Origin of the sequence: Acidovorax sp. SRB_14, assembly GCF_012932145.1 — a bacterium.
Taxonomy (GTDB): Bacteria; Pseudomonadota; Gammaproteobacteria; order Burkholderiales; family Burkholderiaceae_C; genus Simplicispira.
The window spans coordinates 39576-64745 of sequence record NZ_MWOK01000015.1 but is presented as its reverse complement, the minus strand read 5'-3'; the positions used below and the strand labels follow the sequence as shown (position 1 = coordinate 64745).

Here is a 25170-nt window from a genome sequence, read left to right as displayed (position 1 = left end):
ACATTCCCCTCCGCACACTGATACACAAGGACTATTTCATGAGAGAAAACCATCTGCGCACCCTGTGGAAGAACGACCAGGCCGCCGTCAACGGCTGGCTCGCCATTGGCAACAGTTTTTCGGCAGAGACCATGGCCCACCAGGGCTGGGACACGCTGACCATCGACCTGCAGCACGGTGTGCTCGACTACCAGGCCATGGTGACAATGCTTCAGGCGATCTCGACCACCGCCACCGTGCCCGTGGTGCGCGTGCCGTGGCTTGAGCCCGGCATCATCATGAAGACGCTGGACGCGGGTGCCTACGGCGTGATCTGCCCCATGGTCAACACGCGCGAAGACGCGCAAAAACTCGTGGCCTACACCAGCTACGCGCCGCGCGGCACGCGCAGCTTTGGCCCCGTGCGCGCCAACCTGTACGGCGGCGCCGACTACCCCACGCACGCCGACGACACCATCGTGCGCTTTGCCATGATCGAGACGGCGCAGGCGCTCGACAACCTCGACGCCATCCTGTCGGTCGAAGGGCTGGACGCGATCTACATCGGCCCGTCCGACCTGTCGCTGGCGCTGGGCTGCAAGCCCACGTTCGACGACGTGGATGCGCCCGTGGCCCAGGCCATCGACCACATCCTCGAGCGCGCCCAAGCGCATGGCATCGTCGCCGGCATCCACAACGGCGCACCCGACGCGGCGCGCGCGCGCATTGCCAAGGGCTTTCGCTTTGTCACCGTCAGCTCGGACGCGCGCCTGATCGCCGCCGGCGCGCAGCAGGTGCTGGCCCAGATGCGCCGCGCCTGACCTCTCACTTCCACAGGAATTGTCATGAACATCGGATTCATCGGCCTGGGCATCATGGGCGCGCCCATGTGCGGCCAGCTCATCGACGCCGGCCACCGGCTCTTCGTCCACACGCGCCGCCAGGTGCCTGCGGCCCTGGCAGAGCGCGGCGCCACCGCATGCGCCAACGCGCGCGAGGTGGCGCAGCACGCCGACATCGTCATCACCATGCTGCCCGACACGCCCGACGTGCAAAAGGTGCTGTTTGGCGAGCACGGCGTGGCCCAGGGCCTCACCGCGGGCAAAGTAGTGGTGGACATGAGCTCGATCTCGCCGATCGAGACCAAGGCCTTCGCGCAGCAGATCAACGCCCTGGGCTGCGATTACCTCGACGCCCCGGTCTCGGGCGGCGAAGTGGGCGCCAAGGCGGGCACGCTGACCATCATGGTGGGCGGGCCCGAGGCCGCGTTCGCGCGCGTGCTGCCGCTGTTTGAACGCATGGGCAAGAACATCACCCACGTCGGCGCCAACGGCGACGGCCAGACCTGCAAGGTGGCCAACCAGATCATCGTCGCGCTGAACATCGCCGCGGTCTCCGAAGCGCTGGTGTTTGCCAGCAAGGCCGGCGCCGACCCGGCCAAGGTGCGCCAGGCGCTGATGGGCGGTTTCGCGTCCAGCCGCATCCTAGAGGTGCACGGCGAGCGCATGATCAAACGCACGTTCGACCCGGGCTTTCGCATCGGCCTGCACCAGAAGGACCTGGGCCTGGCGCTGCAGGGCGCGCGCGCCCTGGGTGTGGCGCTGCCCGGCACGGCCAACGCCGCCCAGCTCATGCAAATCTGCGCGGCCCACGGCCTGCAGGACCAAGACCACTCGGCCCTCGTGCAGGCGATCGAGATCATGGCCGACCATGCTCTGGCAGCGCAGTGAAGCACCGCATCCTGCAGGCCGGCCGGCTGTTGCCGGCCCTTGAACAGCGCCTGGCGGCCGACTACGCGCTGCACCGCCTCGCCGACGAGGCCGACCCGGACGCCTTTCTGGCGCGCCACGGTGCCGACTTCGCCGGCCTGGTCACCTCCGCTGGCGGCACTGGCGCGCCGACCGCACTGATCGGCGCACTGCCATCGCTGCGCGTGATCTCCAGCTTCGGCGTCGGCCTCGACCGCATCGACCTCACGGCGGCGCATGCGCGCGGCATCGCCGTCGGCTACACGCCCGACGTGCTCAACGACTGCGTTGCCGACACCGCCTTCGCGCTGCTGCTCGACGTGGCGCGCCGCACCGCCGAGGCGGACCGCTTCGTGCGCGCCGGCCGCTGGGCCAGCGGCCAGGTCTTCGGCCTGGGGCGCAAGGTCAGCGGCGCGCGGCTGGGCATCGTCGGCCTGGGACGCATCGGCCAGACCATCGCGCGCCGCGCCGGCGGCTTCGACATGGACGTGCGCTACCACAGCCGCCGCGCGGTGGCCGGCGCGCCCTGGGCGCACGAGCCGGCGCTGCTGGAGTTGGCGCGCTGGGCCGACTTCCTGGTCGTCATCACCGCCGGCGGCACCGAGACGCGGCACCTGATCGAGGCGCAGGTCCTGCAGGCACTCGGCCCGCAGGGCTTCCTGGTCAACGTCTCGCGCGGCAGCGTGGTCGACGAGGCGGCCCTGGTGCAGGCGCTGCAATCGGGCGCCATCGCCGGTGCCGGACTGGACGTCTATCAGGACGAACCGCGCGTGCCCGAGGCCCTGCTGTCGCTGGACAACGTGGTGCTGCTGCCGCACGTGGCCAGCGCCACGCACGAGACGCGCCGCGCCATGGCCGAACTGGTGCTGGCCAACCTGCAATCCTTCTTCGCCACCGGCCGGGTGGCCGTGGTGGCGCCGACGGCCTGAGCGTGACCCTTTCCCAATACAGCAACCCGCCGGCGCCACGTGCGCCGGCCGACTCACCGGAGACAAGCACATGAACCACAAACTCGTCCGCCTGCTGGCACTGAGCGCCTGCGCGCTGGCCACACCCGGCGCCTTCGCGCAGGCCCCCGCGGCCTGGCCGACCAAACCGATCAAGATCGTCGTGCCGTTTCCAGCCGGTGGCACTTCCGACGTGCTGGCCCGCATCCTCGGCCAGAAGATGTCCGAGAACTGGGGCCAGCCCGTGGTGGTGGAAAACCGCCCAGGCGCCAGCGGCAACCTGGGCGCCGACCTGGTGGCCAAGTCACCCGCCGATGGCTACACCCTGGTGCTGATGGACGTGGGCAACCTGGCCATCGCACCGGCGCTGTACAAGCTGCCGTTCAACGTGCAGAACGATTTCGCGCCGGCCGCCATGGTGGCCTACTCGCCCCACCTGCTGGTGGCCAGCGCCAATGTGCCGGCCAACACCACGGCCGAACTGATCGCCTGGGCCAAGGCGCAGAAAGGCAAGGTCAACTATGCGGCGGCCGCGGGCATGGGCAGCGCCACCCACCTGGCCGGCGTGGTGTTCGCACAGCGCGCCGGCATCGAATGGGGCTACGTGCCCTACAAGGGCGGCTCCCAGGCCATGACCGACCTGATCGGTGGCCAGGTCGACGTGACGTTCAACGGCATGGTGGCCACCTACCCGCATGTGCGGTCCGGCAAGATCAAGCTGATCGCGCTGTCCAGCGCCAAGCGCAATGCGCAGGTCCCCGACGCACCGACGGTGGCCGAGACGCTGCCGGGCTTCCTCACCGGCAGCTGGCAGGGCCTGCTGGCGCCGGCCGGCACGCCCAAGCCGGTGGTCGACAAGCTCAACGCGGAGGTCACCCGCATCACGGCGCTGCCCGACGTGCGCGAGCGCCTGACCACGCTGGGCGCCGAGCCGTCGGCCATGAGCCCTGCCGATTTCACCGCCTGGCTCAAGGCCGAGGTGCCTGCGATGGCCACGGTCGTCAAGGACAACAAGATCACCGTGGAGTGAGCGCGGACGGGGACCTGTACCCCGCCGGGGATTTCCATCGGGTCTGGGAGCCCGTCGGACCCAGGCCGGGCGCACGCGCCACCTGACCCGCATTTCCTGTCGCGCGCTTGTCCGTTCCCGCAAGGGCGTAAGCCGTGCAGCGAAGTGCGTCCATCAGATCAAAATGGCCTCAAACGCATACCCACTCAGCGCAAGTTGCTCACTTTTCGAGAGTGCGCGCTGCCCGCGCGTCAAAACCCGCGCAGATCGGCCCACTCGTGCAAGGGCGCGCGCGAGGCCTGCAGCGTGTTGATGGGCGCGGCCGTGTCCTCGTAGCCGAGCGCCACGCCAAAGGCCACGCGGTAGGGTTCGGGCAGCTGCAGGTGCGCGGCCAGGCTGCGCTCGTAGCGGCGCCAGAAGCCCTGCGCGCAGGTGGCCAGGCCCTGGTCGACGGCCGCCAGCATCAGCGACTGCAGATAGATGCCCAGGTCCACCCACTGCGCCTGGCCCATGCGCTGGTCGACGCAGACGAACAGGCCGACCGGCGCGCCGAAGAACTCGGCATTCTTGGCCAGCTGCTCCAGGCGCCCCGCCTTGTCTTCCCGTGCCATGCCGATGCTGCGGTACAGATCTTCGCCATTGGCAAAACGGCGCGTGCGGTAAGGCTCCCACAGGCTGGGCGGGTACGAGGTCTGGTTGGCGTCCTGCTCGGGCGCGGCCCGGGCCACGGCGGCCAGCACGTCGGCCAGCGGCTCGCCCGTGAGCGCCAGCACGCGCCAGGGCTGCAGGTTGCCGCCCGAGGCCGCGCGCGCAGCGGCTTGCATCAGGGTGCGCACCGCGTCGGCGCTGGGCGCCTGGGGCAAGAAGGCGCGCACGGAGCGGCGCTGGTGCAGGGCCTGGAACACGTCCATCGGGGGGGTCTCCTGAAAAATGAAGGGCGGCCTTGCCGGCCGCCCAGGGTCTGCGCCCGCCGGGACGCTATTTGCCGATCAGCGCGGTGAGCTTGTCGGCCTCGAAATTTTCCTGGCGCGCAGCGTCACCGGGCACGCAATCGTGGACTTGCGGCGTGGCGGCGAGCTTCTCGATCGCCTGCCACAGCAGCGCGATCTGGTGCTCCTGCGCGCCGGCGTTGTCGATCAGGCCGCGCAGGGCCTGCGAGAGCGGGTCGTCGTTCTGCGTGACGCCATAGGCCGAGAAGCCCATCTTCGAGGCCGCCTCCTCGCGCCGCGCGTCGGAGTCGGCGGCGATGATGCGCGCCGGGTTGCCGACGGCCGTGGCGCCGGCCGGCACGGGTTTGGTGACGACGGCGTTGCTGCCCACCTTGGCGCCGTCGCCCACGGTGAAGCCGCCGAGCACTTGCGCGCCCGCGCCCACGATGACGTTGCGCCCCAGCGTGGGGTGGCGTTTGGCGCCCTTGTACAGCGAGGTGCCACCCAGCGTGACGCCGTGGTAGATGGTGCAGCCCGGGCCGATTTCGGCGGTCTCACCGATCACCACGCCCATGCCGTGGTCGATGAAGACGCAGCTGGCGATTTTGGCGCCGGGGTGGATCTCGATGCCGGTGAACCAGCGCGAGAGGTGCGAGATGAAGCGCCCGAGCCACTTGAAGCCGTGCGTCCAGCACCAGTGCGCACGCCGGTGCAGCACCAGCGCGTGCAGGCCGGGGTAGCAGGTCAGCACCTCCCAGCGGGTGCGCGCAGCTGGGTCGCGCTCGAGAATGCACTGGATATCGGAGCGCAGGCGGGTGAACATGGAGCGGTGTGGGTGCAACAAATGGAAAAAAGCAGTTTAGTGCTTTGCCCGCGCCGCCTCGATCATGGCTTTGGCAACACCGCGCAGGATGTGGATTTCCTCGGGCAGCAGCTGCGCGCGGTTGAACAGCTGGTTGAGCCTCGGCATCAGCTTCTTGGGCGCGGCCGGGTCGAGGAAGCCGATGTCCACGAGCGCCTGCTCCCAGTGCGCCAGCATGCCCGCCACCTGCGCGGCGTCGGCGCGCACCAGCGCCGGCGTGGGTGGCGTGGGCGCGGGCGCCGCAAAGCCGCCCAGCGCCAGGCGCCACTCGTAGGCAATCACCTGAATGGCGGCGCCCAAGTTGAGCGAGCCAAAGCCGGGGTTGGTCGGGATCTGCAGCGCGACGTGGCAGCGGTAGACGTCCTCGTTGGCCATGCCGAAGCGCTCGCAGCCGAACAGGAAGGCCATGCCGGCTTCGGTGCTGGCGCTGGAGTTCACGGTGTTTTCTGGCTCCAGCGCTTGCTGCGCTTGCGCTGCAAGCTCTCTTTTCAATAGCGACTCGAAGTACGGACGCGGCGCCGACGTGGGCGGGCCGAAGTCGCGCGGCGTCATCGCCGTGGCGCACAGGTGGCTCATGTCATTGAGCGCCTCGTCGAGCGTGTCGACGATGCGCGCATTGCGCAGCACGTCGAGGGCGCCGCTGGCGCGCTGGATGGTTTCCTCGCGCCGCAGCACGTTGGGCCAGCGCGGTGCGACCAGCACCAGGTCGTCAAAGCCCATGGTTTTCATGGCGCGCGCGGCCGCGCCGACATTGCCGGCGTGGCTGGTCTGGATGAGGATGAAACGGGTGCGCATGGCGAAGGTCGAGAGAGAAAGGAAAGGAATCAACGGCGTGCCGCCGCAGGCAGCCCGCCATTGTCGCCGCCGCGCCGCACCGGCTGCCGGTGTAAAACTCTGTTCGGGGCCCGTCCGCTGTGCGCTGCCAGCGCATGCCAAGCGTTATTCACTTGAACCCCGGCCGCGGCCGCGCCGCCCGGCCTGGGGCCCCACCCTGTCACCTTCGCAAGAAAGGCCCCCCATGCACACTCCCCTCCCCGCCACCAGAACCCTGGGCAGCTGGCTGCTCTGCCTGTTCGCCCTGGTGCTGTCGTCCAGCGCCTGGGCCCAGCGCGGCGACGCTGGCCTCTACCGCATCGAGCAGGCGCTGTATGGCACCGCCCAGCACAACATCGACGCGACGCAGAGGCTGCAGCAGCTCGCGCGCCGGGACCAGCGTTTCCTGCTCAGCAACGACCTGTTCCAGGCCGACCCGGCCCCCGGCCAGCGCAAGATGCTGCGCATCTATGCGCGCGGGCAGGACGGCCAGCTGCGCACCTTCGACTACCCCGAGGGCAGCTGGGTGGACGGCGCGCAGTTCATCGGCTGGCGCGGCGGCGAATGGGGTGCTGGCCGCGGCCCCGCCGGCAGGCCGGACGGCGGCCAGGGCGGCTGGCACGGCGGCGGCGGCCAGGTCCAGCAGGCCACCTACGGCACGGAAGAGTCCCGCGTCGATGTGAGCGAACCCGTGCGGCAATGGGTGCAGCGCGACCAGCGCTTCCAGGTCCACCCGTCGCTGTTCCGTGGCGACCCCGCGCCCGGCCAGCTCAAGACGCTGCGCATCCATGCCACAGGGCCCGGCGGCCAGGTGCATGTCTATGAATACCCCGACGGCAGCTGGGTGGATGGCGCGCAGTTCAGCGCCGGGCGCGACCGGCCGGGGAACGCCGGCGGGTACGGGCGGCTGAACATCCACCGCGCGCTCTACGGCGACGGCTACCGCCAGGTCGACATCACCGAGCGGCTGCGCAGCTTCCAGCGCGAGGGGCGGCTGGAGGTTGCCGTCGGCAACGACCTGGCCGGTGTGGACCCGGCACCCCATGTGCGCAAGAGCCTGCGCGTCGAATTCAGCCTGGGCAACGGCCCGGTGCAGCAGGTCGTGGTACCCGAGTCGCAGCTGCTGCGGCTTCCGTGAACGCGGGGCCGCGCGGCTGCGCGGCCCGGTCGAAGCAGTCCGCGCCGCAGCGCGGCGCGCCACCCGGCGCACCCGCAGCGGGTAGAATCGTCCCCCTTTGTCGCCGCATCGCCGGTTCCAGGCCCCCGCACGGGGCCCCTGCCCCTTCACCACAATCTATGTCGTCCAACCTCCACCCCATGCTCAACGTGGCCATCAAGGCCGCCCGCGCCGCCGGCGCGCTCATCAACCGCGCGGCCCTGGACGTGGAGGCAGTGCGCATCTCGCAGAAGCAGATCAACGACTTCGTCACCGAGGTCGACCACGCCAGCGAGCAGGCCATCATCGAGACGCTGCTCACAGCCTACCCCGGCCACGGCATCCTGGCCGAAGAATCGGGCAGCCAGCACGGCGCCAAGGATTCCCAGTTCGTCTGGATCATCGACCCGCTGGACGGCACCACCAACTTCATCCACGGCTTTCCGGTCTACTGCGTCAGCATCGCGCTGGCCGTGCAGGGCAAGATCGAGCAGGCCGTCGTGTACGACCCCTCGCGCAACGACCTGTTCACGGCCACCAAGGGCCGCGGCGCCTACATGAACGAGCGCCGCATCCGCGTGAGCAAGCGCACGCAGCTCAAGGACAGCCTGCTGTCCACCGGCTTTCCGTTCCGCACCGGCGACAACTTCAAGAACTACCTGCGCATGATGGCCGACGTCATGCCCCGCACGGCCGGCCTGCGCCGCCCCGGCGCTGCGGCGCTGGACCTGGCCTACGTGGCCGCCGGCTTCACCGAAGGCTTCTTTGAATCGGGTCTGTCGATCTGGGACGTGGCCGCCGGCTCGCTGCTGGTGACCGAAGCCGGCGGCCTGGTGGGCAACTTCACGGGCGAGGCCGATTTCCTCGAGCAGCAGGAATGCCTGGCGGGCAGCCCGCGCATCTATGGCCAGCTGGTGCCGATCCTGGGCAAATACAGCAAGTTTGCCGGCGCCGGCGAAAAGGCCGCGCTGCGCCAGGCCGATGCCGCCGAAGCCGAGGCAGAGGCCCCGACGCCGGCAGCACCCGACGCGCCCGCCCAGCCCGCCCCCAGCGCCGAAGACGCCCCGCTCTGACCGGCCTGCGCCCTGCCGGCTGCCGCTGCAGCCGGGCGCTGCACCCTGCGCCGGCCCCTCTCCGGCACCCGCACCTGCCCGGGAGAGCGCCTCGCGCAGGGCCCTCGCCCTGCGGCCGGTGCCCACCCAGGCCCCTGCGGCGCCGGCACCCCTGCTGCTAAAGTGACCGCCTCTTTTGCTGCCGCCCCTGCATGTCCGCTCCGTTTGAACACCACACGCCCATGATGGCCCAGTACCTTGCGCTCAAGGCCGGGTATCCCGAGACGCTCCTGTTCTACCGCATGGGCGATTTTTACGAGCTGTTCTTCGCCGATGCCGAGAAGGCCTCGCGCCTGCTCGACATCACGCTGACCCAGCGCGGGCAGTCGGCCGGCCAGCCGGTGGTGATGGCGGGGGTGCCCTTCCATGCGCTCGAAAACTACCTGGCGCGGCTCATCAAGCTCGGCGAATCGGTGGCGATCTGCGAGCAGATCGGCGAAGTGGGCGCCAGCAAGGGGCCGGTCGAGCGCAAGGTGGTGCGCGTGGTCACGCCCGGCACGCTGACCGATGCCGAACTGCTGTCCGACAAATCCGAGTCGCTGCTGCTCGCCGTGCACCAGGGCGCGCGCGCGCGCTGCGGCCTGGCGTGGCTGAGCGTGACGCAGGGCCGTGTGCACCTGGCCGAGTGCGCCAGCGACGAACTGGGCCCGTGGCTGGCGCGCATCGCGCCCAGCGAGCTGGTCTACAGCGCCGGCGTGACCGAGCGCTTCGAGCAGCAACTGCAGGCGCTGCGCCAGGGCGGCGCCTTCGCCTGCCCGCTGTCGCCGCGGCCCGACTGGCAGTTCGACGCCGGCCTGGGCGAGCGCACACTGCGCGAACACCTGGGCGCCGCCAGCCTGCAGGCCTGGGGCGCGCAGGACCTGGCCGAGGCGCACGCCGCCGCCGCCGCGCTGCTGCACTACGCCGAACACACGCAGGGCCGCCAGCTCACCCATGTGCACAGCGTGCAGGTGCAGCGCGCGGGCGAACTGATCGACCTGCCCGCGAGCACGCGGCGCAACCTCGAACTCGTCAGGACGCTGCGCGGCGAAGACGCGCCGACGCTGCTGTCGCTGCTCGACACCTGCATGACGGGCATGGGCAGCCGCCTGCTCAAGGCCTGGATGCTGGAGCCCCGGCGCGACCGCAGCGAAGCGCGCCAGCGCCTGGCCGCCACCACGGCGCTGCGCGGCGCCGGCAGCGGCGGGCCCTGGCAGGCGCTGCGCGCCGCGCTCAAGGGCGTGGCCGACGTGGAACGCATCACGGCGCGCACCGCGCTGCGCCAAGTGCGCCCGCGCGAACTCGTGGCGCTGGCCAAGACGCTACAAAAAGCGCAGCTGCTAGCGCAAGCTGGTCCTGCGTCTGAGCCGTTTTTGATCCAAATTTTTGCGGCACTGCAGCCGCCACCGGGCTGTGCCGAGCTGCTGCAGCGCGCCATCGCCGAAGAGCCCGCGGCCCTGGTGCGCGACGGCGGCGTGATCGCCGGCGGCTTCGACGCCGAGCTCGACGAACTGCGCGCCATCCAGACCGACTGCGACGCCTTCCTGCTGGCCCTGGAAACGCGCGAGCGCGCGCGCACCGGCATCGCCAACCTGCGCGTGCAGTTCAACAAGGTGCACGGCTTCTACATCGAGGTCACGCAGGGCCAGGCGAGCAAGGTGCCGGACGACTACCGCCGCCGCCAGACCCTCAAGAACGCCGAGCGCTTCACCACGCCCGAGCTCAAGGCCTTCGAGGACAAGGCCCTGTCGGCGCAGGAGCGGGCGCTCTCGCGCGAGAAGTGGCTGTACGAGCAGGTGCTCAACCAGCTGCAGGCGCATGTGCCGCAGCTCACCCGCCTGGCCCACGCGCTGGCCACGCTCGATGTGCTGTGCACCCTGGCCGAGCGCTCACTTACCTTGAACTGGTGCGCGCCTCAGTTCACGCCCGAACCCTGCATCGACATCGAGGCCGGGCGCCACCCGGTGGTCGAGGCGCGCCTGATGGAGACCGGCGGCGGCGCCTTCATTGCCAACACCACGCGCCTGAGCCTGAACACGCGCATGCAGGTCATCACCGGCCCCAACATGGGCGGCAAGTCGACCTACATGCGCCAGGTGGCGCTGATCGTGCTGCTGGCCAGCGTGGGCAGCCACGTGCCCGCCGCCAGTTGCCGCCTGGGGCCCATCGACGCCATCCACACGCGCATCGGCGCGGCCGACGACCTGGCCAATGCACAGTCCACCTTCATGCTGGAGATGCTCGAGGCCGCGCAGATCCTGCACGCCGCCACGCCGCACAGCCTGGTGCTGATGGACGAGATCGGCCGCGGCACCAGCACCTTCGACGGCCTGGCCCTGGCCAGCGGCATCGCCACGCAGCTGCACGATAAGACGCGTGCCTTCACGCTGTTTGCCACGCACTACTTCGAGCTGACCGAGCTGCCCGTCAAGGCACGCCACGCCGTCAACATGCACGTGGCCGCGGCCGAATCGGGCGCCGACATCGTGTTCCTGCACGAGCTGCAAAGCGGCCCGGCCAGCCGCAGCTACGGCATCCAGGTCGCCAAGCTCGCTGGCATGCCGGCGCCGGTGCTGCACCATGCGCGCCACGCGCTGGCCGCGCTCGAAGCGCGTGCCGGCGAGGGCGAGCTGCAGGTCGACCTGTTCGCCGCCCCGCCCGAGCCCGCGCAGGCCCACGGCCCCGGCCCGCTGGAGGCCGCGCTCGCCGCCCTCGAGCCCGACACCCTGAGCCCGCGCGAGGCGCTCGAGGCGCTCTACCAGCTCAAAAGGCTGGGCGCGAAGTAAGGCCCGCCGCGCCACGCCGGGCACCGGCCCGCAGGCTGCGCTGCCGGCCAGGCGGTTTGGCATCAAATCTGCCTCTGACGCTTTCGGGACAAGCGCTGGCAGCTATTCTTTTGATACTAGGCAGGGGCGCCACGGCGGCCCGCCGCGGTGGCTGGGAACGGGTTCAGGTTCCCGGGGCGCGGCACTACACTGCCTGCCTCACCCTTTTCCTGCACCCCCATGACGTATTGCGTCGCCATCAAACTCAACGCCGGGCTGGTTTTCCTGTCCGACTCCCGCACCAACGCCGGGCTCGACCAGATCAGCTCGTTTCGCAAGATGATGGTCTACGAAAAGACCGGTGAGCGCTTCATGGTGTTGCTGTCGGCGGGCAACCTGTCGATCTCGCAATCGGTGCGCGAAATCTTGCAGACCACGCAGCTGACCGAGCGCGACGAAGCCGAGCCGCTCACCATCTGGAACGCCCGGAGCCTGTTCGACGCCGCGCGCGTGCTGGGCGCGGCCGTGCGCCATGTGCACGAGCGCGACGGTGCGGCGCTCAAGCGCGCGGGCGTGGACTTCAATGTCTCGCTGGTGCTGGGCGGGCAGGTCCGCGGCGAGGGCATGCGCCTGTTCCAGGTGTATTCGGCGGGCAACTTCATCGAGGCCACGCCCGAGACACCCTACTTCCAGGTGGGCGAATCGAAATACGGCAAACCCGTGCTCGACCGCGTGCTCACGCCCGACACGCCGCTCGACGAGGCGGCCAAGTGCGCGCTGGTGTCGATGGACAGCACGCTCAAGTCCAACCTCTCGGTGGGCCTGCCGCTGGACCTGGTGCTGTACGAAGCCGACCGCTTTGCCTCTGACAAGATCGTCTGCATCGACGAGAGCAACCCCTATTTCCGCATGCTGCACGACAGCTGGGGTGACAAGCTGCGCCAGGTGTTCGACAGCATCGAAGACCCCGAGTGGAGCGGCAGCACCAGCACCGTGCCCATCATGGTGCCCACCGCGCGCTGCAGGCCGCTGCAAAAAATCACCACCCCGCGCGACAAGCTCGTCTGAGCGCTGCGCTTCCCCTCCCATTCGGCCCCCTGTCCATGACCCAGATCGTCTTTTCGCACGGCAACAGCTTTCCGGCCGGCACCTACCGGCTGCTGTTCGATCACCTGCGCCAGCGCGGCTTTGGCGTTAGCGCCGTGGACCGCTTTGGCCACGACCCGCAGTACCCCGTGACCAGCAACTGGCCGCACCTGGTGCAGCAGCTGGCCGACTTTGCCGCCGCGCAGGTGCAGGCATTGCACGAACCGGTGTACCTCGTGGGCCACTCGCTCGGCGGCATCCTGAGCGTGATGGCGGCTGCCCGCCACCCGCAGCTGGTGCGCGGCGTGCTGATGCTCGACTCGCCGCTGATCGGCGGCTGGCGCGCCACCACCGTGGGCATGGCCAAGCGCGCGCAGGTGGTGGGCGCCGTCTCGCCCGGCCGCGTGAGCCGCCAGCGCCGCATGAGCTGGGCCAGCAACGAGGAGGCGCTCGAGCACTTTCGCAAGAAAAAGGCCTTTGCGCACTGGCACCCGCAGATGCTGCAGGACTATGTGGAGCACGGCCTGCACGACGAAGGCGGCCGCCGCGTGCTGGGCTTTGACCGCGCCGTGGAAACCGCCATCTACAACACCTTGCCGCACAACCTGGGCAGCCTGCTGCGCCAGAGCCCGCTGCGCTGCCCTGCGGCCTTCATTGGCGGGATCGCGTCGGTCGAGATGCGCCAGGTCGGCATGGCACTGACTCAGCGGGTGACGGCGGGTCGCATCACGATGCTCGACGGCGGCCACCTGTTTCCGATGGAGCAGCCCCTGGCCACGGCGGCGGCCATCGAGGCGTCGCTGCTGAACCTGGCCGCGCTGCCCCGCGCCTGAGCCCAGGCGCAGCGCTCAGCGCTCAGCGGCAGCAGCGGTAGGCCACTCCGGCAGAAACGTTGTAGGACGTGGCGCGCACGGTGAGCGGGCTGCGGCGCGCATCGCCGCGCAGCTGCGAAACGCCCACGCCGCCAAAGGCCACCCAGTGGCGGTTGAGCGCCACCATCAGGTCCATGCCCGCATCCACCCCGTACAGGCCGCCGCCCGGGTCAAAGAAAGGCAGAGGACTGGTCGTGCCGGCGGCCGAGGCCGGCACGCCAAAACGGCCGCGCATGTAGGTGCCGTCGGCAAATGCCGCACCCACGCCCATGCCCAGTTGGGTTTGCGCCGTGATCGGCAAGACATAGCGCAGGCCGACATTGCCCTGCGCGCCACCGCTGCGGCCCAGCAGGTCTTGCGACAGGCCCGCGCCCAGGGACCAGCGCTCGCTCAGGGCGTAGCCCATGCCCAGGCGGCCGCGCAGGGTGGTGCGCACGTCGGGCAGTCCGGTCAGCCGGGTGGCGTCCGAGCTGCTGCGCCCGCCGTCGATGCGCAGCGACGCAGTGAGGCTGAAGCGCTCGCGCTGCGCCAGGGCCACGCTGGCGCCGGCCTCGCGCGATTCGATGCCGTAGCCCATGAGGGAGCCGCCACGCGATGAGCTCAGGCGAAAGCGTCCGTATTCGAGCGCCAGCACCGGGCGCAACGCGGTCTTGCGCTCGTCGCTGCCGGTGTACGCGGGACCCAGGCCCACCGCCGCACCGAGCACATAGTTGAGGCGGTTCGTTGCGCCCTCCGGCACCACCGGGTCCGGGCCGGGGTCGGGCACGGCCCGCAGCTCGGGGGGCAGGTCAGCAGCCGGCGCGATGGCCAGCACGGGCCCCGGCCCCTGCCCGGGCGCCGCCTCGGCCCCGCCCTGCGCCTGCGCCTGCGCGGACAGCCATCCCCCCAATCCGGCCGCCAGGCAGGCGGCCACGCCGGCAGCGCGGCGGGCGGAGGGGATGGAGGCGTTCATGGCCGCATTATGAGTCCGCCCAGCGCACCCAGCCCATCCACGCCGTGACGAGCACCACGACGCCAAAAACGATGCGGTAGTAGGCAAAGGCGACAAAGCTGTGCGTGCTGATGTAGCGCAGCAGCCAGCGCACGCACAGCCAGGCACTCAGGAACGAGAACAGCAGGCCGATGGCGAAGATCGGCAGATCGCTGGCAGACAGCAGGGCGCGCTCTTTGTAGAGGCTGTAAACGCCGGCGCCGATCAGCGTCGGGATGGCCAGGAAGAACGAATAGTCGGTCGCCGCCTTGCGCGAGAGCCCCAGCACCATGCCGCCGATGATGGTGGCGCCGCTGCGGCTGGTGCCCGGCACCATGGCCAGGCACTGCACCAAGCCCACCTTCAGCGCATCGAGCGGCGTCATGTCGTCCACTTCCGGCACGCGCGTGGCGGTCGCCGGGCGCCGCTCGGCCCACAGGATGATGAAGCCGCCGACGATGAAGGTGCTGGCGACCACCACCGGGGTGAACAGATGCTCCTTGATGGCCTTGCCGAACAGCAGCCCCAGCACCACGGCGGGCAGGAATCCGATCAGCACATTGAGCGCAAAGCGCTGCGCCTTCCGCTCGGTGGGCAGCGCCACCAGCGTGGCCCGGAGCTTTTGCCAATAGACCAGGATCACCGCGAAGATGGCGCCGGTCTGGATGGCGATGTCGAACACCTTGGCCTTGGCATCGTCGAACCCGAGCAGCGAGCCCGCCAGGATCAGGTGCCCGGTCGAGGAAATGGGCAGAAATTCGGTCAGACCCTCGACCACTCCCATGATGGCGGCCTTGCCCCACAACACAACGTCCACTGGTACTCCTTGAAATAAGTGGTGAGATTATCCGCGTGCGCGCGGCTCACGCAGGCGCACCGCCCCACGGCGCCTGCCAGCCGCCGCCCAGCGCCTGCACCAGGCTGGCCGCGGCCAACTGCCGGCTGACCTGCAACTGGAGCAAGGCGCGGCGCGCCGACAGCGCCGACACCTGGGCCGTCACCACCTCGGTGTAGCTGACCTGGCCTTCGCGGTAGCGGTTGAGCAGTTGCTGCTCGGTGCGCTCGGCGGCAAACACCGCTTCCTGGCGCAGCGGCTCCTGCTCCTGCAGTGTGCGCAGCGCGCTGAGCTGGTCTTCGACGCTCTGGAAGGCGGTCAGCACTGTCTGGCGGTACAGCGCCACCTTGGCGTCACGGCCCGCCTCGGCGCCCTGCACGCGCGCGGCAATGGCGCCGGCATCGAACAGCGTCTGCGCGACCGAAACGCCCAGCGACCACACGGCGCCCGACGCCCCGAACAGCCCGCTGACGCTGGAGCCAGTGCGCCCGAGCGAGGCGCTCAGGCTCACGCTGGGAAAGTAGGCCGAGCGCTGCACGCCCACCTGCGCATTGGCCGCCGCCACCGCACGCTCTGCCGCAGCAATGTCGGGCCGGCGCTGCAGCAGCGTCGACGGAATGCCGGGCGGCACCGCGGGCACCGTGGTCTCCCACGGCGCCGGGGGCAGCGAAAAATCGGCCGGGGCCACGCCGGTCAGCACGGCCACCGCGTGCTCGAAACGGGCACGGTTCTGCCGCGCCGTCGCCAGGTCGGCGAGCGCGTTGGCACGCTGCGTCTGCGCCTGCAGCACATCGGTGCGAGCGACCACGCCGGCGGCGTAGCGGTTCTGCGTGATCTGCAGGCTGCGCTCGTAGCCCTCCACCGTGGCCAGCAGCAGGGCGATTTCGGCATCGGCCTCGCGCAACTGGAAGTAGGCCGCCACCAGCGCGCCGACCGCCGACAGGCGCGCGGATGCGAGGTCGGCCTCGCTCACCTGCGCGCCGGCCGCGGCGCTGTCCACCGCGCTCCCCAGCCGCCCCCACAGGTCGGGCGCCCAGTCCGCCCCCAACGCCGCCTGCACGGCCGTGCCGCTGCGGCTGCTGCCGCCGCCGCCCGCGCGCGATGCGCCGGCCGACGCCCCCAGCGACGGAAACAGCGCCGCGCGCTGCTCGCGCACCAGGGCCTGCGCCTGGGCATACGCGGCCACGGCGGCGGCGATGTTCTGGTTGGACAGCTGCACCTGCTTGGCCAGGCGGTTGAGTTCGGCGTCCTGGAACAGCGTCCACCAGGGCCCGCGGTCGAGCGCATCGGCGGGGGCGGCGGGCTGCCACAGGGCCCCGGCCTCCTTGAACGCGACGGGGGTGGCGATGCCGGGGCGCTGGTACACCGGTGCCACGGAGCAGGCGGTAAGCGCCAGCGCCAGCGCCAGGCTGGACAGGCGCGCCGTGCGGGTGGCGTAGGCCCTGGGCGGGAGAAGGCTTGCGTGAACAATCATGGGGGCTTTGCGTCAGGGGACCGCAGGGCTGCTCGAAGCGGTGCGGCTCAGTTGTTGTTCGTTGGGGGCGGGACGGCGCAGCTTGTCGAGCAGCACATAGACCACCGGCGTGGTCAGCAATGTCAGCAGCTGGCTGGCCACGAGGCCGCCGATGATGGCCACGCCCAGCGGCTGGCGCAGCTCGGACCCCTGGCCAAAGCCGATGGCCAGCGGCAAGGCGCCCAGCGCCGCCGCCAGGGTGGTCATGAGGATGGGCCGAAAGCGCAGCATGCAGGCCTCGCGCACGGCGGCCAGCGCCGTGAGGCCTTGGGCGCGCTCGGCCTCCAGCGCGAAGTCGATGATCAGGATCGCGTTTTTCTTCACGATGCCGATCAGCAGGAACACCCCGATCAGCGCAATGATGGTGAATTCCATCTTGAACAGCAGCAGTGCCAGCACCGCCCCGACGCCGGCCGAGGGCAGCGTGGTGAGCACCGTGAGCGGGTGGATCAGGCTCTCGTAGAGCACGCCAAGCACGATGTAGATCACCACCAGCGCCGCCAGGATCAGGAACAGCTGCTGCCCCTGCGACTGCTGAAAGCTCAGCGCCGTGCCCTGGAAGCTGCCGCGCACATTGGTGGGCATGGCAATGTCGGCCTCGGCCTGCGCAATGATCTGGCGCGCCTGGCCGAGCGAGGTGTTGGCCTCCAGATTGAAGGAGATGGTGGTGGCCAGCTCGCCGTCCTGGTGGTTGACCGAGGTCGGTGAGGCCCGCTCCACCACCCGCGCGATGGCGCTGAGCGGCACCATGGTGGACGGCGTATTGCTCAGCACCTGCCCGGTGGACGCCCCGCGCTGGCCCGGGTTGGCGGCCATGCCCACCGTGCCTGCGGGGTTGGCGGCGACAAAGATGTCGCCGAGCGCGGGCGGACCCTTGGTGTATTCGGGCGCCCATTCCATGATCACGGAATACTGGTTCAGTTCGCTGTAGATCGTGGCCACCGAGCGCTGGCCAAAGGCGTTGTAGAGCGCACTGTTCACTGCTGCGGCGCTGACGCCCAGGCGCGAAGCGCTGGCGCGGTCCACCTCGACATAGGTCTCGACGCCGTTGTCGGCCTGGTCGGTGTCCACATCGGTGAGCAGCGTTTCCTGGCGCAAGCGGTCGGCCAGGCGCGTGGCCCACAGCCGCATGTCGGCCAGGTTGTCGCTTTGCAGGGTGTACTGGTAGCTGGAGTTGCTTGAGCGCCCGCCCATGCGCAGGTCCTGCACCGGGTTCAGGAACACGCGCAGACCGGTGATCTGGTTGAGCTGTGGGCGCAGCCGGTCGATGACGGCCGGCGTGCCGTCGCTGCGCTGCCCCACGGGCTTCAAGTTGACGAACATGAAGCCGCCGCCGGCGCGGCTGCCGCCGGAAAAGCCCACCACCGTGTCCACGGCCGGGTCCTTGCGGATGATGTCGACCGCCTGGCGCAGCTTGCGCGCCAGGGCATCGGACGAGATGCTCTGGTCGGCCCGCAGGCCCGCATTGAGCTGGCCGTTGTCCTGCTGCGGGAAGTAGCCCTTGGGGATCTTGGCGAACAGGTAGACGTTGAGCCCAATCACGGCCAGCAGGACCAGCAGCACCAGCGCCTTGCTGGCCAGCGCCCAGTCGAGCGCGTGGCCGTAGCCGCGCAGCATGGCGTTGTAGCCGCGCTCGGCCCAGCGCGACAGCGCCGACGGCGGCTTGTCCTGTCCGGGCGCGCGCAGCAGCCACGCGCACATCATGGGCGTGGTGGTGAGCGACACCACGAGCGAGATCATGACCGCTGCCGACAAGGTGATGGCGAACTCGCGGAACAGCCGTCCCACCTGCCCTTCCATGAACAACAGCGGAATGAACACGGCCACCAGCGACAGGCTGATCGACAGCACCGTGAAACCGACCTCGCGCGCGCCCTGCAGCGCCGCCGCCATGCGGTCCATGCCGGCCTCGATGTGGCGCGTGGTGTTCTCGAGCACCACGATGGCGTCGTCGACCACGAAGCCGGTGGCCACGGTGAGCGCCATCAGGCTCAGGTTGTTGAGGCTGAACCCGAGCAGGTACATGATGGCGAAGGTGCCCAGCAGCGACACCACGGTGGCCACCGCCGGGATCACCGTGGCGCGCGCCTTGCGCAAGAACAGCCCGACCACCAGCACCACGAGCGCGATGGAGGCCATCAGCGTGAACTCGATTTCGCGCAGCGACGCGCGGATGGAGTTGGTGCTGTCCGACGCCACGGCGATGTGGATGTCCTGGGGCAGCTGCGCCTGCAGTTCGGGCAGCAGGGCACGCACGCCGTCCACGGTCTCGATGATGTTGGCGCCGGGCTGGCGCGTGACCAGCACGATGATGGCCGGCTCGCCGTTGAACAGGCCCAGGGTGCGCGTGTTCTCGACCCCATCGATCACCCGCGCCACATCGCCCAGGCGCACGGCCGCGTCGTTGCGCCAGGCCACCACCAGCGCGGCGTACTGCGCTGCCTTGCGGGCGGGGTCGGGGGTGTAGATCTGCAGGCGCCGGCCATCGCCTTCGATGGCGCCCTTGGGGCGGTTGGCGTTCGAGGCCTGGATGGCGGCGCGCACGTCTTCGGTGCTGATGCCGTAGCGGTTCAGCGCAAAGGGCAGCAGCTCAACGCGCACGGCGGGCAGCGAGCCGCCGCCGATCTCGACCTCGCCCACGCCCTCGACCTGCGAGAGGCGCTGGCTCACGATGTTGGAGACCGCGTCGTAGATGGCGCCCGGCGAGCGCGTGGGCGAAGTCAGCGCCAGGATGACCACGGGTGCATCGGCCGGGTTGCGCTTGCGGTACGTGGGGTTGCTGCGCAGCGTGGCCGGCAGGTCAACGCGCGCGGCGTTGATGGCGGCCTGCACTTCGCGCGCGGCGCTGTCGATGTTGCGGCTCAAATCGAACTGCAGGCTCACGCGCGCCGAGCCGTTGGAGCTGCTCGACGTCATCTCATTGACGCCGGCAATGATGCCCAGGCGGCGTTCGAGCGGCGTCGCCACGCTGGTGGCCATGGTTTCGGGGCTGGCGCCCGGCAGCGACGCCGACACCGAGATCGCCGGGTAGTCCACCTGCGGCAGCGGCGAGACCGGCAACAGGAAGAACGCGGCAATGCCCGCCAGCGCCAGGCCGATGGTCAGCAGCACCGTGGCTACGGGCCGCTCGACGAACGGGCGCGACAGGTTCATGGCGCTGCCCCGTGCTGCACGGGCGCTTGCGCCGTGCCGTGGCCCATCCAACGCCGGCCCAGGCGGTCAAACGCCAGGTAGATGACGGGCGTGGTGAACAGCGTGAGCAGCTGGCTCAGGACCAGGCCGCCAAAAATGGCCAGGCCCAGCGGGCGCCGCAGCTCGGCGCCGTCGCCCCAACCCAGCATCAGCGGCAGCGCAGCAAACAGGGCGGCCAGCGTGGTCATCAGGATCGGACGAAAGCGCAGCAGCGCCGCCTGGTGGATGGCCTCCTGCGGGCCCATGCCCTGGTGGCGCTCGGCGTCGATGGCGAAGTCGATCATCATGATGGCGTTCTTCTTGACGATCCCGATCAGCAGGATGATGCCGATGATGCCGATCACTCCGAGGTCGTTGCCCGAGACCATCAGCGCCAGCAGCGCGCCCACGCCGGCCGAGGGCAGCGTGGACAGGATGGTCAGCGGGTGGATGTAGCTCTCGTACAGCACCCCGAGCACGATGTAGACGCACACCATGGCCGCCAGGATCAGCCAGAGCTGGCTGGAGAGCGATTTTTCATAGGCGCCGGCCGCACCCAGAAACTCGATCGACAGCGCGGCGGGCATGCCCATGTCGCGCGCCGCCACCTTGATCGCGTCCACCGCGTGGCCCAGCGACACGCCTGCGGCCTTGTCGAAGCCCAGCGTGGCCGCCGGGTACTGCGCCACCCGCGTGATCTGCAGCGGGGCCAGCTGCTCGCGGATGGTGGCCACGGCATTCAGCGGGGTGGCGCCGCCGCCGCTGCGCAGTTGCAGCGTGCCCAGCGCGGCGGGGGAGTCGAGATGCTCCTGCTGCGCTTCAAGGATCACCCGGTACTGGTTGGTTTCCGTGAAGATCGTCGAGACGATGCGCTGGCCGAACGCGCTGTAGAGCGTGTCGTCCACCGCGCTGGCGGTGACCGACAGGCGCGAGGCCGTGTTGCGGTCGATGTCCACATAGGCCGACAGGCCTTGCGCGTCCGCATCGGTGGTGGCGTTGCGCACCTCGGGCACGCTGTGCAGGCGCTCGACGAGCTTGCGCGTCCATTCGTTGACCTGCGCCGCGTCCACGCCGCCGATCGAGAGGCGGTATTCCGTGGGCCCCGTTTCGGTGTCGATGGTCAGGTCCTGCGTGGGCTGCAGGTACAGCGTGACACCGGCCACGGCCTGCACGCGTTCGCGCAGACGCTGCATGGTGGCCTCCTGCGCGCCGCGCACAGGCTTCAGGTTGATGAGCATGCGTCCCGAGTTGAGCATGGTGTTGTTGGCCGCATCGACGCCGATGAAGGAGCTGAGCGACTGCACCTCGGGGTCTTGCAGGATAGCGCGCGCAGCCGCCTGCTGCAGGGCCTCCATGCGCTCGTACGACACGTCCTGCGAAGCCACGATGCGCGCCTGCAGCTGGCCCGTGTCCTGCGTGGGAAACAGCCCCTTGGGAATCACCACGTAGAGCAGCACGGTGAGCGCCAGCGTGAACAGCGCCACCACCAGCGTCGCGCCCTGGTGGCGCAGCACCCACTGCAGCCAGCGGTCGTAGCGGACCACCACGCGGTCGAAACCGCGCTGGATGGCGCCGCCCACGCCGCGTGCGGCCGCGCCGTGCGGCTCGCTGCGCAGCCAGCGCGCCGACATCATGGGCACCAGCGTGAGGGAGACCACGGCCGAGATCAGGATGGTGATGGCCAGCGTGACCGCAAACTCGCGGAACAGCCGCCCCACCACATCGCTCATGAACAGCAGCGGAATCAGCACCGCGATCAGCGACACGGTGAGCGAGATGATGGTGAAGCCGATCTGCGTGGCGCCCTTGAGCGCGGCCTGGAACGGCGGCTCGCCCTCCTCCAGGTAGCGCGCGATGTTCTCGATCATCACGATCGCGTCATCGACCACGAAGCCGGTGGCAATCGTCAGCGCCATCAGGCTCAGGTTGTTGAGCGAGTAGCCCAGCAGGTACATCAGTCCGCAGGTGCCGATCAGCGAGATCGGCACCGCCAGGCTGGCGATCACCGTGGCGCGCAGGCTGTGCAGGAAGAAGAAGATCACCAGCACCACCATGGCCACCGCCAGCAGCAGTTCGACTTCGACGTGGTGGACCGAGGCGCGGATGCCCGTGGTGCGGTCGGACAGCACCTGCAGCTTGACCGACTGCGGCAGCGCGGCCTCCAGATCGGGCAGCTGCCGCTTGATGTTGTCGACGGTGGCGATCACGTTCGCGCCCGGCTGGCGCTGCACGTTCAGGATGATGGCCGGCGTCTCGTCGGCCCAGGCGCCCAGGCGGTTGTTTTCGGCGCTCTCGACCACGCGGGCCACGTTGACCATGCGCACCGGTGCGCCGTCCTTCCAGGAAATGATCAGGTTCTTGTAGTCATCGACGGTGAGCAACTGGTCGTTGGCGTTGATGGTGTAGGCGCGCTGCGGCCCGTCGAAGCTGCCCTTGGCGCTGTTGGCATTGGCGCTGGCGATGGCGGTGCGCAGCGTATCGAGGCCGATGCCGTACGAGGCCAGCGCCTTGGTGTCGGCCTGGATGCGCACGGCCGGGCGCTGCCCGCCCGCCAGCGTGACCAGTCCCACGCCCGGCACCTGGCTGATCTTCTGCGCCAGCCGGGTGTTGACGAGGTTCTGCACCTCGGTCAGCGGCAGCGCACCGGAGCTGATGGCCAGCGTGAGCACTGGCGCGTCGGCCGGGTTGACCTTGGCATACACCGGCGGCGCGGGCAGGTCGGTGGGCAGCAGCGACGCGCCGGCGTTGATGGCCGCCTGCACCTCCTGCTCGGCCACGTCCAGCGCCAGCCCCAGGCCGAACTGCAGCGTGACGATGGAGACCCCCGCCGCGCTGGTGGAGGCCATGCGCTCGAGCCCCGGCATCTGTCCGAACTGGCGCTCCAGCGGCGCGCTCACGGTGCGGCTCATGACCTCGGGGCTGGCGCCGGGGTACAGGGTCTGCACCTGGATCGTGGGATAGTCGACCTCGGGCAGCGCCGACAGCGGCAGCAGGCGAAAGCCCACCAGGCCGGCCAGCACGATCGCTACCATCAGCAGCGCGGTGGCAACGGGTCTTTCGATGAACGGGCGGGACGGGCTCATGGCAAGCGGCCCGGCTCAGGGGTTCTGCGCCGGGCGCTGGCGGCGCTGGCCGCTGGCGGCGGCACCCGTGCCTGTTCCGGCCCCTGCGGCGCGCGCCCCGGCACCCTGCCCGCCCTGCCCGGGCAGCTGCACGGTGGCGCCGTCCTTGAGGCGGTCCCCGCCCTCTGTCACCACGCGCTCGCCCGCCTTGAGGCCGTCGGTGATGGCCATCTGGCCGCCGGCGGTCTGCCCGCGCTTTACCGGCCGCAGCGCCACCGTGCGGTCTTCGTTGATCACATAGACGAAGTCGCCATTGGCGCCGGTGCGCACCGCAGTCACCGGCACCACCACGGCCGACAGCGTGCGCAGCAGCAGCTGCACGTTCACGAACTGGTTCGGAAACAGCGCGCCGTCGGCGTTCTCGAAGCGCGCCTTCGCCTTGACGGTGCCGGTGGCCGTGTCCACGAGGTTGTCGAGCGTGGCAAAGCGCCCGCTGGCCAGCGCGCGCGTGCGCGCCCGGTCCCAGGCGGTGGCTGCCAGGGAGGCGGCGCCGGCGCTGGCCTGGATGTCCTGCACACGGTCCTGGGGCACGGAAAACTGCACATCGATCGGCGTGGTCTGGGTGATGGTCGCAATGCCGGTAGCGGTGCCCGAAGCCACGTAGTTGCCCGCGTCCACGCTGCGCAGTCCGATGCGCCCGGCCACCGGGGCGGTGATGCGCGTGTAGTCGAGGTTCAGGCGCGCGCTGCGCTCTTGCGCCAGGTCGGTCGTCACCGTGCCTTCGAGCTGCTTGACCAGCGCGGCCTGGGTGTCCACGTCCTGGCGCGCGATCGAGTCCTGCGACAGCAGGGTGCGGTAGCGCGCCAGCGTCAAGCGCGCGTTCTCCAGCTGGGCTTCGTCGCGCTGGCGCGTGCCCTGGGCCTGCAGCAGCGCCTGCTCGAAGGGGCGCGGGTCGATCAGCGCGACCAGCTGGCCCTTCTTGACCCACTGGCCTTCGGTGAACAGCACCTCGGTGAGCACTCCCGACACCTGGGGCCGCAGCGTCGCCGTGGTCACGGGCGTCACGGTGCCCAGCGCGTCGATCAGCACCGGAATGTCGGCCACCTTGGCCACGGCCGCGCCCACGGTCACCGTGGGCGCACGGCCACCGCCCGGCCCGCGGGGTGCGCCCCCCGCGTCGCCGTTGGCGCGCTGCACCAGGAACCAGGCCGCGCCCCCCAACACCGCCAGGGCCAGCAGCGCCAGCAGCGCCCCCAGCCAGCGGGCGCGCCGACCCGGCGGGCGGTGGCCGGGTGCGGGCGCGGGGGAAATGGAGGGCGCTTCGGGGTCGTGCGGATTCATGGCGGTCCTGTTCGTGTTCTGGGGGTGCAGTGCGTGCCGGCCCGGCATGCAACGCACCATCGTAGAACGACAAACCCGGCTTTGTTGCGACGCCATTGCGAAGATACGTAAACCTGGGGGCATCGGCGGGCCCGCCGCGCAGCGCCGCCACTGGCGCCGTGCCCGGGCGGTCCACGGCGCCGCGGCGGCATTTCGTCGCACGGCGCTGGCGCGCTGCGGCGCCCCTGGGCACAGTGCACAGCGTCACCTCGCCGAAAGACCGCCATGCCCATGACACCTGCCATCGCCATCCACCTCTGTGCCGCGCTGGCGGCCACGGCCCTCGGGCCCGTGGCGCTGTGGGCACGCCACGGCCGCACGCCGCGCCCACGCCTGCACCGTGCCTTTGGCTATGCCTGGGTCACGCTGATGCTGGCCACCGCACTGTCGGCCCTGTTCATCCGCGACCCCGCGCTGCCGAACATCGCCGGCTACACGCCCCTCCACCTGCTTGTGCCGCTGACACTGCTGGGCCTGGCGCTGGCCTTCCGGCACCTCGCACGGCGCAACATCGCGGGCCACCGCCAGGCCATGCAATGGACCTATGTGGGGGCCTGCCTCGTGGCCGGCGGCTTCACGCTGCTGCCCTCGCGCACCCTGGGCCGCCTGCTGTGGCCGCTGCTGCTGCCGGCCTGACGCCTTTTCCACCGCCCTTCCGCCACCTTGCGAGGACACGCCATGCACACCCCTTCTTCCCCCGATGCCATCGAGACCCTGGCACGCAAGCGCGCCGGCGCCCAGTTGGGCTGGATCGTCCATGCCTCCATCTACGTGGCGGTCAACCTGTTCCTGGCAGCGCTGTCGGCCCACCAGGGGCGCGCCTGGGCGCTGTTTCCCGCGCTCGGCTGGGGCCTGGGCCTGCTCGTCCACGGTGCGGCGGTCTGGCTGGCGCAGCCGGGCGGCACGCTGTACGCACGGCTGCTGGCGCGCGAGCGCACCCGCCTGCACAGCGCACGCCCCACCGACCGGCGCTGAGCCGCCC

General features: G+C 70.1%; 20 protein-coding genes. 11 read left to right on the top strand and 9 right to left on the bottom strand.

What is annotated here, in order from left to right; genetic code table 11:
* Positions 1–38 precede the first annotated feature (38 nt).
* The 4 genes from B2J86_RS12605 to B2J86_RS12590 all read left to right on the top strand — a co-directional run bounded on the left by B2J86_RS12605 (position 39) and on the right by B2J86_RS12590 (position 3704).
* On the top strand, positions 39–800 hold the full coding sequence (locus B2J86_RS12605; RefSeq protein ID WP_173025773.1) for an HpcH/HpaI aldolase/citrate lyase family protein: 762 nt from the start codon (positions 39–41) through the stop codon (positions 798–800).
* A gap of 24 nt (positions 801–824) precedes the next feature.
* A complete protein-coding gene (locus B2J86_RS12600) occupies positions 825–1709 on the top strand; it encodes a 2-hydroxy-3-oxopropionate reductase (protein ID WP_169168231.1) in 885 nt (294 codons plus the stop codon).
* Positions 1706–2656 carry a 2-hydroxyacid dehydrogenase gene (locus tag B2J86_RS12595; protein WP_173025772.1) on the top strand — a complete coding sequence of 317 codons (951 nt, stop codon included), beginning with the start codon at positions 1706–1708 and terminating at the stop codon, positions 2654–2656. Before B2J86_RS12600 ends, B2J86_RS12595 begins: the two co-directional genes overlap by 4 nt.
* 70 nt (positions 2657–2726) lie before the next feature.
* Positions 2727–3704 (top strand): tripartite tricarboxylate transporter substrate binding protein, encoded by a 978-nt coding sequence (locus B2J86_RS12590; RefSeq protein ID WP_169168229.1) that lies wholly within the window; start codon positions 2727–2729, stop codon positions 3702–3704.
* A gap of 230 nt (positions 3705–3934) precedes the next feature.
* Here B2J86_RS12590 and B2J86_RS12585 read toward each other — a convergent pair whose 3' ends face one another.
* The 3 genes from B2J86_RS12585 to B2J86_RS12575 form a co-directional block, all read right to left on the bottom strand.
* The gene (locus B2J86_RS12585; protein ID WP_173025771.1) at positions 3935–4594 is read right to left on the bottom strand and encodes a nitroreductase; all 660 of its coding nucleotides are present in this window, start codon (positions 4592–4594) and stop codon (positions 3935–3937) included.
* A gap of 67 nt (positions 4595–4661) precedes the next feature.
* Entirely contained in the window at positions 4662–5435 is a 774-nt protein-coding gene (gene cysE, locus B2J86_RS12580) for a serine O-acetyltransferase (protein WP_173025770.1), read from the bottom strand.
* A 36-nt stretch (positions 5436–5471) separates the two neighbouring features.
* A complete protein-coding gene (locus B2J86_RS12575) occupies positions 5472–6269 on the bottom strand; it encodes an RNA methyltransferase (protein WP_173025769.1) in 798 nt (265 codons plus the stop codon).
* Between the two features lie 223 nt (positions 6270–6492).
* Between B2J86_RS12575 and B2J86_RS12570 the strand changes: the two genes are divergently transcribed.
* The 5 genes from B2J86_RS12570 to B2J86_RS12550 all read left to right on the top strand — a co-directional run bounded on the left by B2J86_RS12570 (position 6493) and on the right by B2J86_RS12550 (position 13218).
* Positions 6493–7425: a hypothetical protein gene (locus B2J86_RS12570; RefSeq protein ID WP_169168225.1), complete on the top strand. Its 933-nt coding sequence runs from the start codon at positions 6493–6495 to the stop codon at positions 7423–7425.
* A gap of 158 nt (positions 7426–7583) precedes the next feature.
* On the top strand, positions 7584–8516 hold the full coding sequence (locus tag B2J86_RS12565; RefSeq protein WP_173025768.1) for an inositol monophosphatase family protein: 933 nt from the start codon (positions 7584–7586) through the stop codon (positions 8514–8516).
* A 191-nt stretch (positions 8517–8707) separates the two neighbouring features.
* Positions 8708–11320, top strand: a complete 2613-nt coding sequence (gene mutS, locus B2J86_RS12560; protein WP_173025767.1) for a DNA mismatch repair protein MutS — start codon at positions 8708–8710, stop codon at positions 11318–11320.
* A gap of 219 nt (positions 11321–11539) precedes the next feature.
* Complete coding sequence (locus B2J86_RS12555) at positions 11540–12367, top strand: proteasome-type protease (protein WP_169168222.1); 828 nt, start codon at positions 11540–11542, stop codon at positions 12365–12367.
* A gap of 35 nt (positions 12368–12402) precedes the next feature.
* Positions 12403–13218, top strand: coding sequence for an alpha/beta fold hydrolase (locus B2J86_RS12550; protein WP_169168221.1), 816 nt, complete (start codon positions 12403–12405; stop codon positions 13216–13218).
* A gap of 22 nt (positions 13219–13240) precedes the next feature.
* On the opposite strand, the gene B2J86_RS12545 is transcribed toward B2J86_RS12550, so the two are convergent.
* From B2J86_RS12545 to B2J86_RS12520, 6 genes are read right to left on the bottom strand one after another with little or no spacing between them, the layout of a single operon-like run.
* The gene (locus tag B2J86_RS12545; protein ID WP_216842386.1) at positions 13241–14209 is read right to left on the bottom strand and encodes a MipA/OmpV family protein; all 969 of its coding nucleotides are present in this window, start codon (positions 14207–14209) and stop codon (positions 13241–13243) included.
* Positions 14210–14216: 7 nt separating this feature from the next.
* Positions 14217–15044: an undecaprenyl-diphosphate phosphatase gene (locus tag B2J86_RS12540; RefSeq protein WP_173025766.1), complete on the bottom strand. Its 828-nt coding sequence runs from the start codon at positions 15042–15044 to the stop codon at positions 14217–14219.
* A 46-nt stretch (positions 15045–15090) separates the two neighbouring features.
* Entirely contained in the window at positions 15091–16536 is a 1446-nt protein-coding gene (locus B2J86_RS12535; protein WP_173025765.1) for an efflux transporter outer membrane subunit, read from the bottom strand.
* Between the two features lie 12 nt (positions 16537–16548).
* The gene (locus B2J86_RS12530; protein ID WP_169634066.1) at positions 16549–19728 is read right to left on the bottom strand and encodes an efflux RND transporter permease subunit; all 3180 of its coding nucleotides are present in this window, start codon (positions 19726–19728) and stop codon (positions 16549–16551) included.
* On the bottom strand, positions 19725–22829 hold the full coding sequence (locus B2J86_RS12525) for an efflux RND transporter permease subunit (RefSeq protein ID WP_173025764.1): 3105 nt from the start codon (positions 22827–22829) through the stop codon (positions 19725–19727). Before B2J86_RS12525 ends, B2J86_RS12530 begins: the two co-directional genes overlap by 4 nt.
* A gap of 15 nt (positions 22830–22844) precedes the next feature.
* Entirely contained in the window at positions 22845–24149 is a 1305-nt protein-coding gene (locus B2J86_RS12520) for an efflux RND transporter periplasmic adaptor subunit (protein ID WP_173025763.1), read from the bottom strand.
* A gap of 264 nt (positions 24150–24413) precedes the next feature.
* Here B2J86_RS12520 and B2J86_RS12515 point away from each other — a divergent pair, with 264 nt between their 5' ends.
* Together B2J86_RS12515 and B2J86_RS12510 are read left to right on the top strand one after the other, a co-directional pair.
* Entirely contained in the window at positions 24414–24824 is a 411-nt protein-coding gene (locus tag B2J86_RS12515) for a DUF2306 domain-containing protein (protein WP_169168214.1), read from the top strand.
* A 42-nt stretch (positions 24825–24866) separates the two neighbouring features.
* On the top strand, positions 24867–25163 hold the full coding sequence (locus tag B2J86_RS12510) for a 2TM domain-containing protein (protein WP_169168213.1): 297 nt from the start codon (positions 24867–24869) through the stop codon (positions 25161–25163).
* Positions 25164–25170 lie beyond the last annotated feature (7 nt).

Bases quoted from the DNA above. Each gene is read 5' to 3' on its own strand.
- B2J86_RS12585 (WP_173025771.1), bottom strand. From the start codon at position 4,594: ATGGACGTGTTCCAGGCCCTGCACCAGCGCCGCTCCGTGCGCGCCTTC.
- B2J86_RS12600 (WP_169168231.1), top strand. From the start codon at position 825: ATGAACATCGGATTCATCGGCCTGGGCATCATGGGCGCGCCCATGTGC.
- B2J86_RS12575 (WP_173025769.1), bottom strand. From the start codon at position 6,269: ATGCGCACCCGTTTCATCCTCATCCAGACCAGCCACGCCGGCAATGTC.
- B2J86_RS12515 (WP_169168214.1), top strand. From the start codon at position 24,414: ATGCCCATGACACCTGCCATCGCCATCCACCTCTGTGCCGCGCTGGCG.
- B2J86_RS12545 (WP_216842386.1), bottom strand. From the start codon at position 14,209: ATGAACGCCTCCATCCCCTCCGCCCGCCGCGCTGCCGGCGTGGCCGCC.
- mutS (WP_173025767.1), top strand. From the start codon at position 8,708: ATGTCCGCTCCGTTTGAACACCACACGCCCATGATGGCCCAGTACCTT.
- B2J86_RS12565 (WP_173025768.1), top strand. From the start codon at position 7,584: ATGTCGTCCAACCTCCACCCCATGCTCAACGTGGCCATCAAGGCCGCC.
- cysE (WP_173025770.1), bottom strand. From the start codon at position 5,435: ATGTTCACCCGCCTGCGCTCCGATATCCAGTGCATTCTCGAGCGCGAC.
- B2J86_RS12525 (WP_173025764.1), bottom strand. From the start codon at position 22,829: ATGAGCCCGTCCCGCCCGTTCATCGAAAGACCCGTTGCCACCGCGCTG.
- B2J86_RS12520 (WP_173025763.1), bottom strand. From the start codon at position 24,149: ATGAATCCGCACGACCCCGAAGCGCCCTCCATTTCCCCCGCGCCCGCA.
- B2J86_RS12605 (WP_173025773.1), top strand. From the start codon at position 39: ATGAGAGAAAACCATCTGCGCACCCTGTGGAAGAACGACCAGGCCGCC.
- B2J86_RS12535 (WP_173025765.1), bottom strand. From the start codon at position 16,536: ATGATTGTTCACGCAAGCCTTCTCCCGCCCAGGGCCTACGCCACCCGC.
- B2J86_RS12570 (WP_169168225.1), top strand. From the start codon at position 6,493: ATGCACACTCCCCTCCCCGCCACCAGAACCCTGGGCAGCTGGCTGCTC.
- B2J86_RS12550 (WP_169168221.1), top strand. From the start codon at position 12,403: ATGACCCAGATCGTCTTTTCGCACGGCAACAGCTTTCCGGCCGGCACC.
- B2J86_RS12590 (WP_169168229.1), top strand. From the start codon at position 2,727: ATGAACCACAAACTCGTCCGCCTGCTGGCACTGAGCGCCTGCGCGCTG.
- B2J86_RS12530 (WP_169634066.1), bottom strand. From the start codon at position 19,728: ATGAACCTGTCGCGCCCGTTCGTCGAGCGGCCCGTAGCCACGGTGCTG.
- B2J86_RS12510 (WP_169168213.1), top strand. From the start codon at position 24,867: ATGCACACCCCTTCTTCCCCCGATGCCATCGAGACCCTGGCACGCAAG.
- B2J86_RS12555 (WP_169168222.1), top strand. From the start codon at position 11,540: ATGACGTATTGCGTCGCCATCAAACTCAACGCCGGGCTGGTTTTCCTG.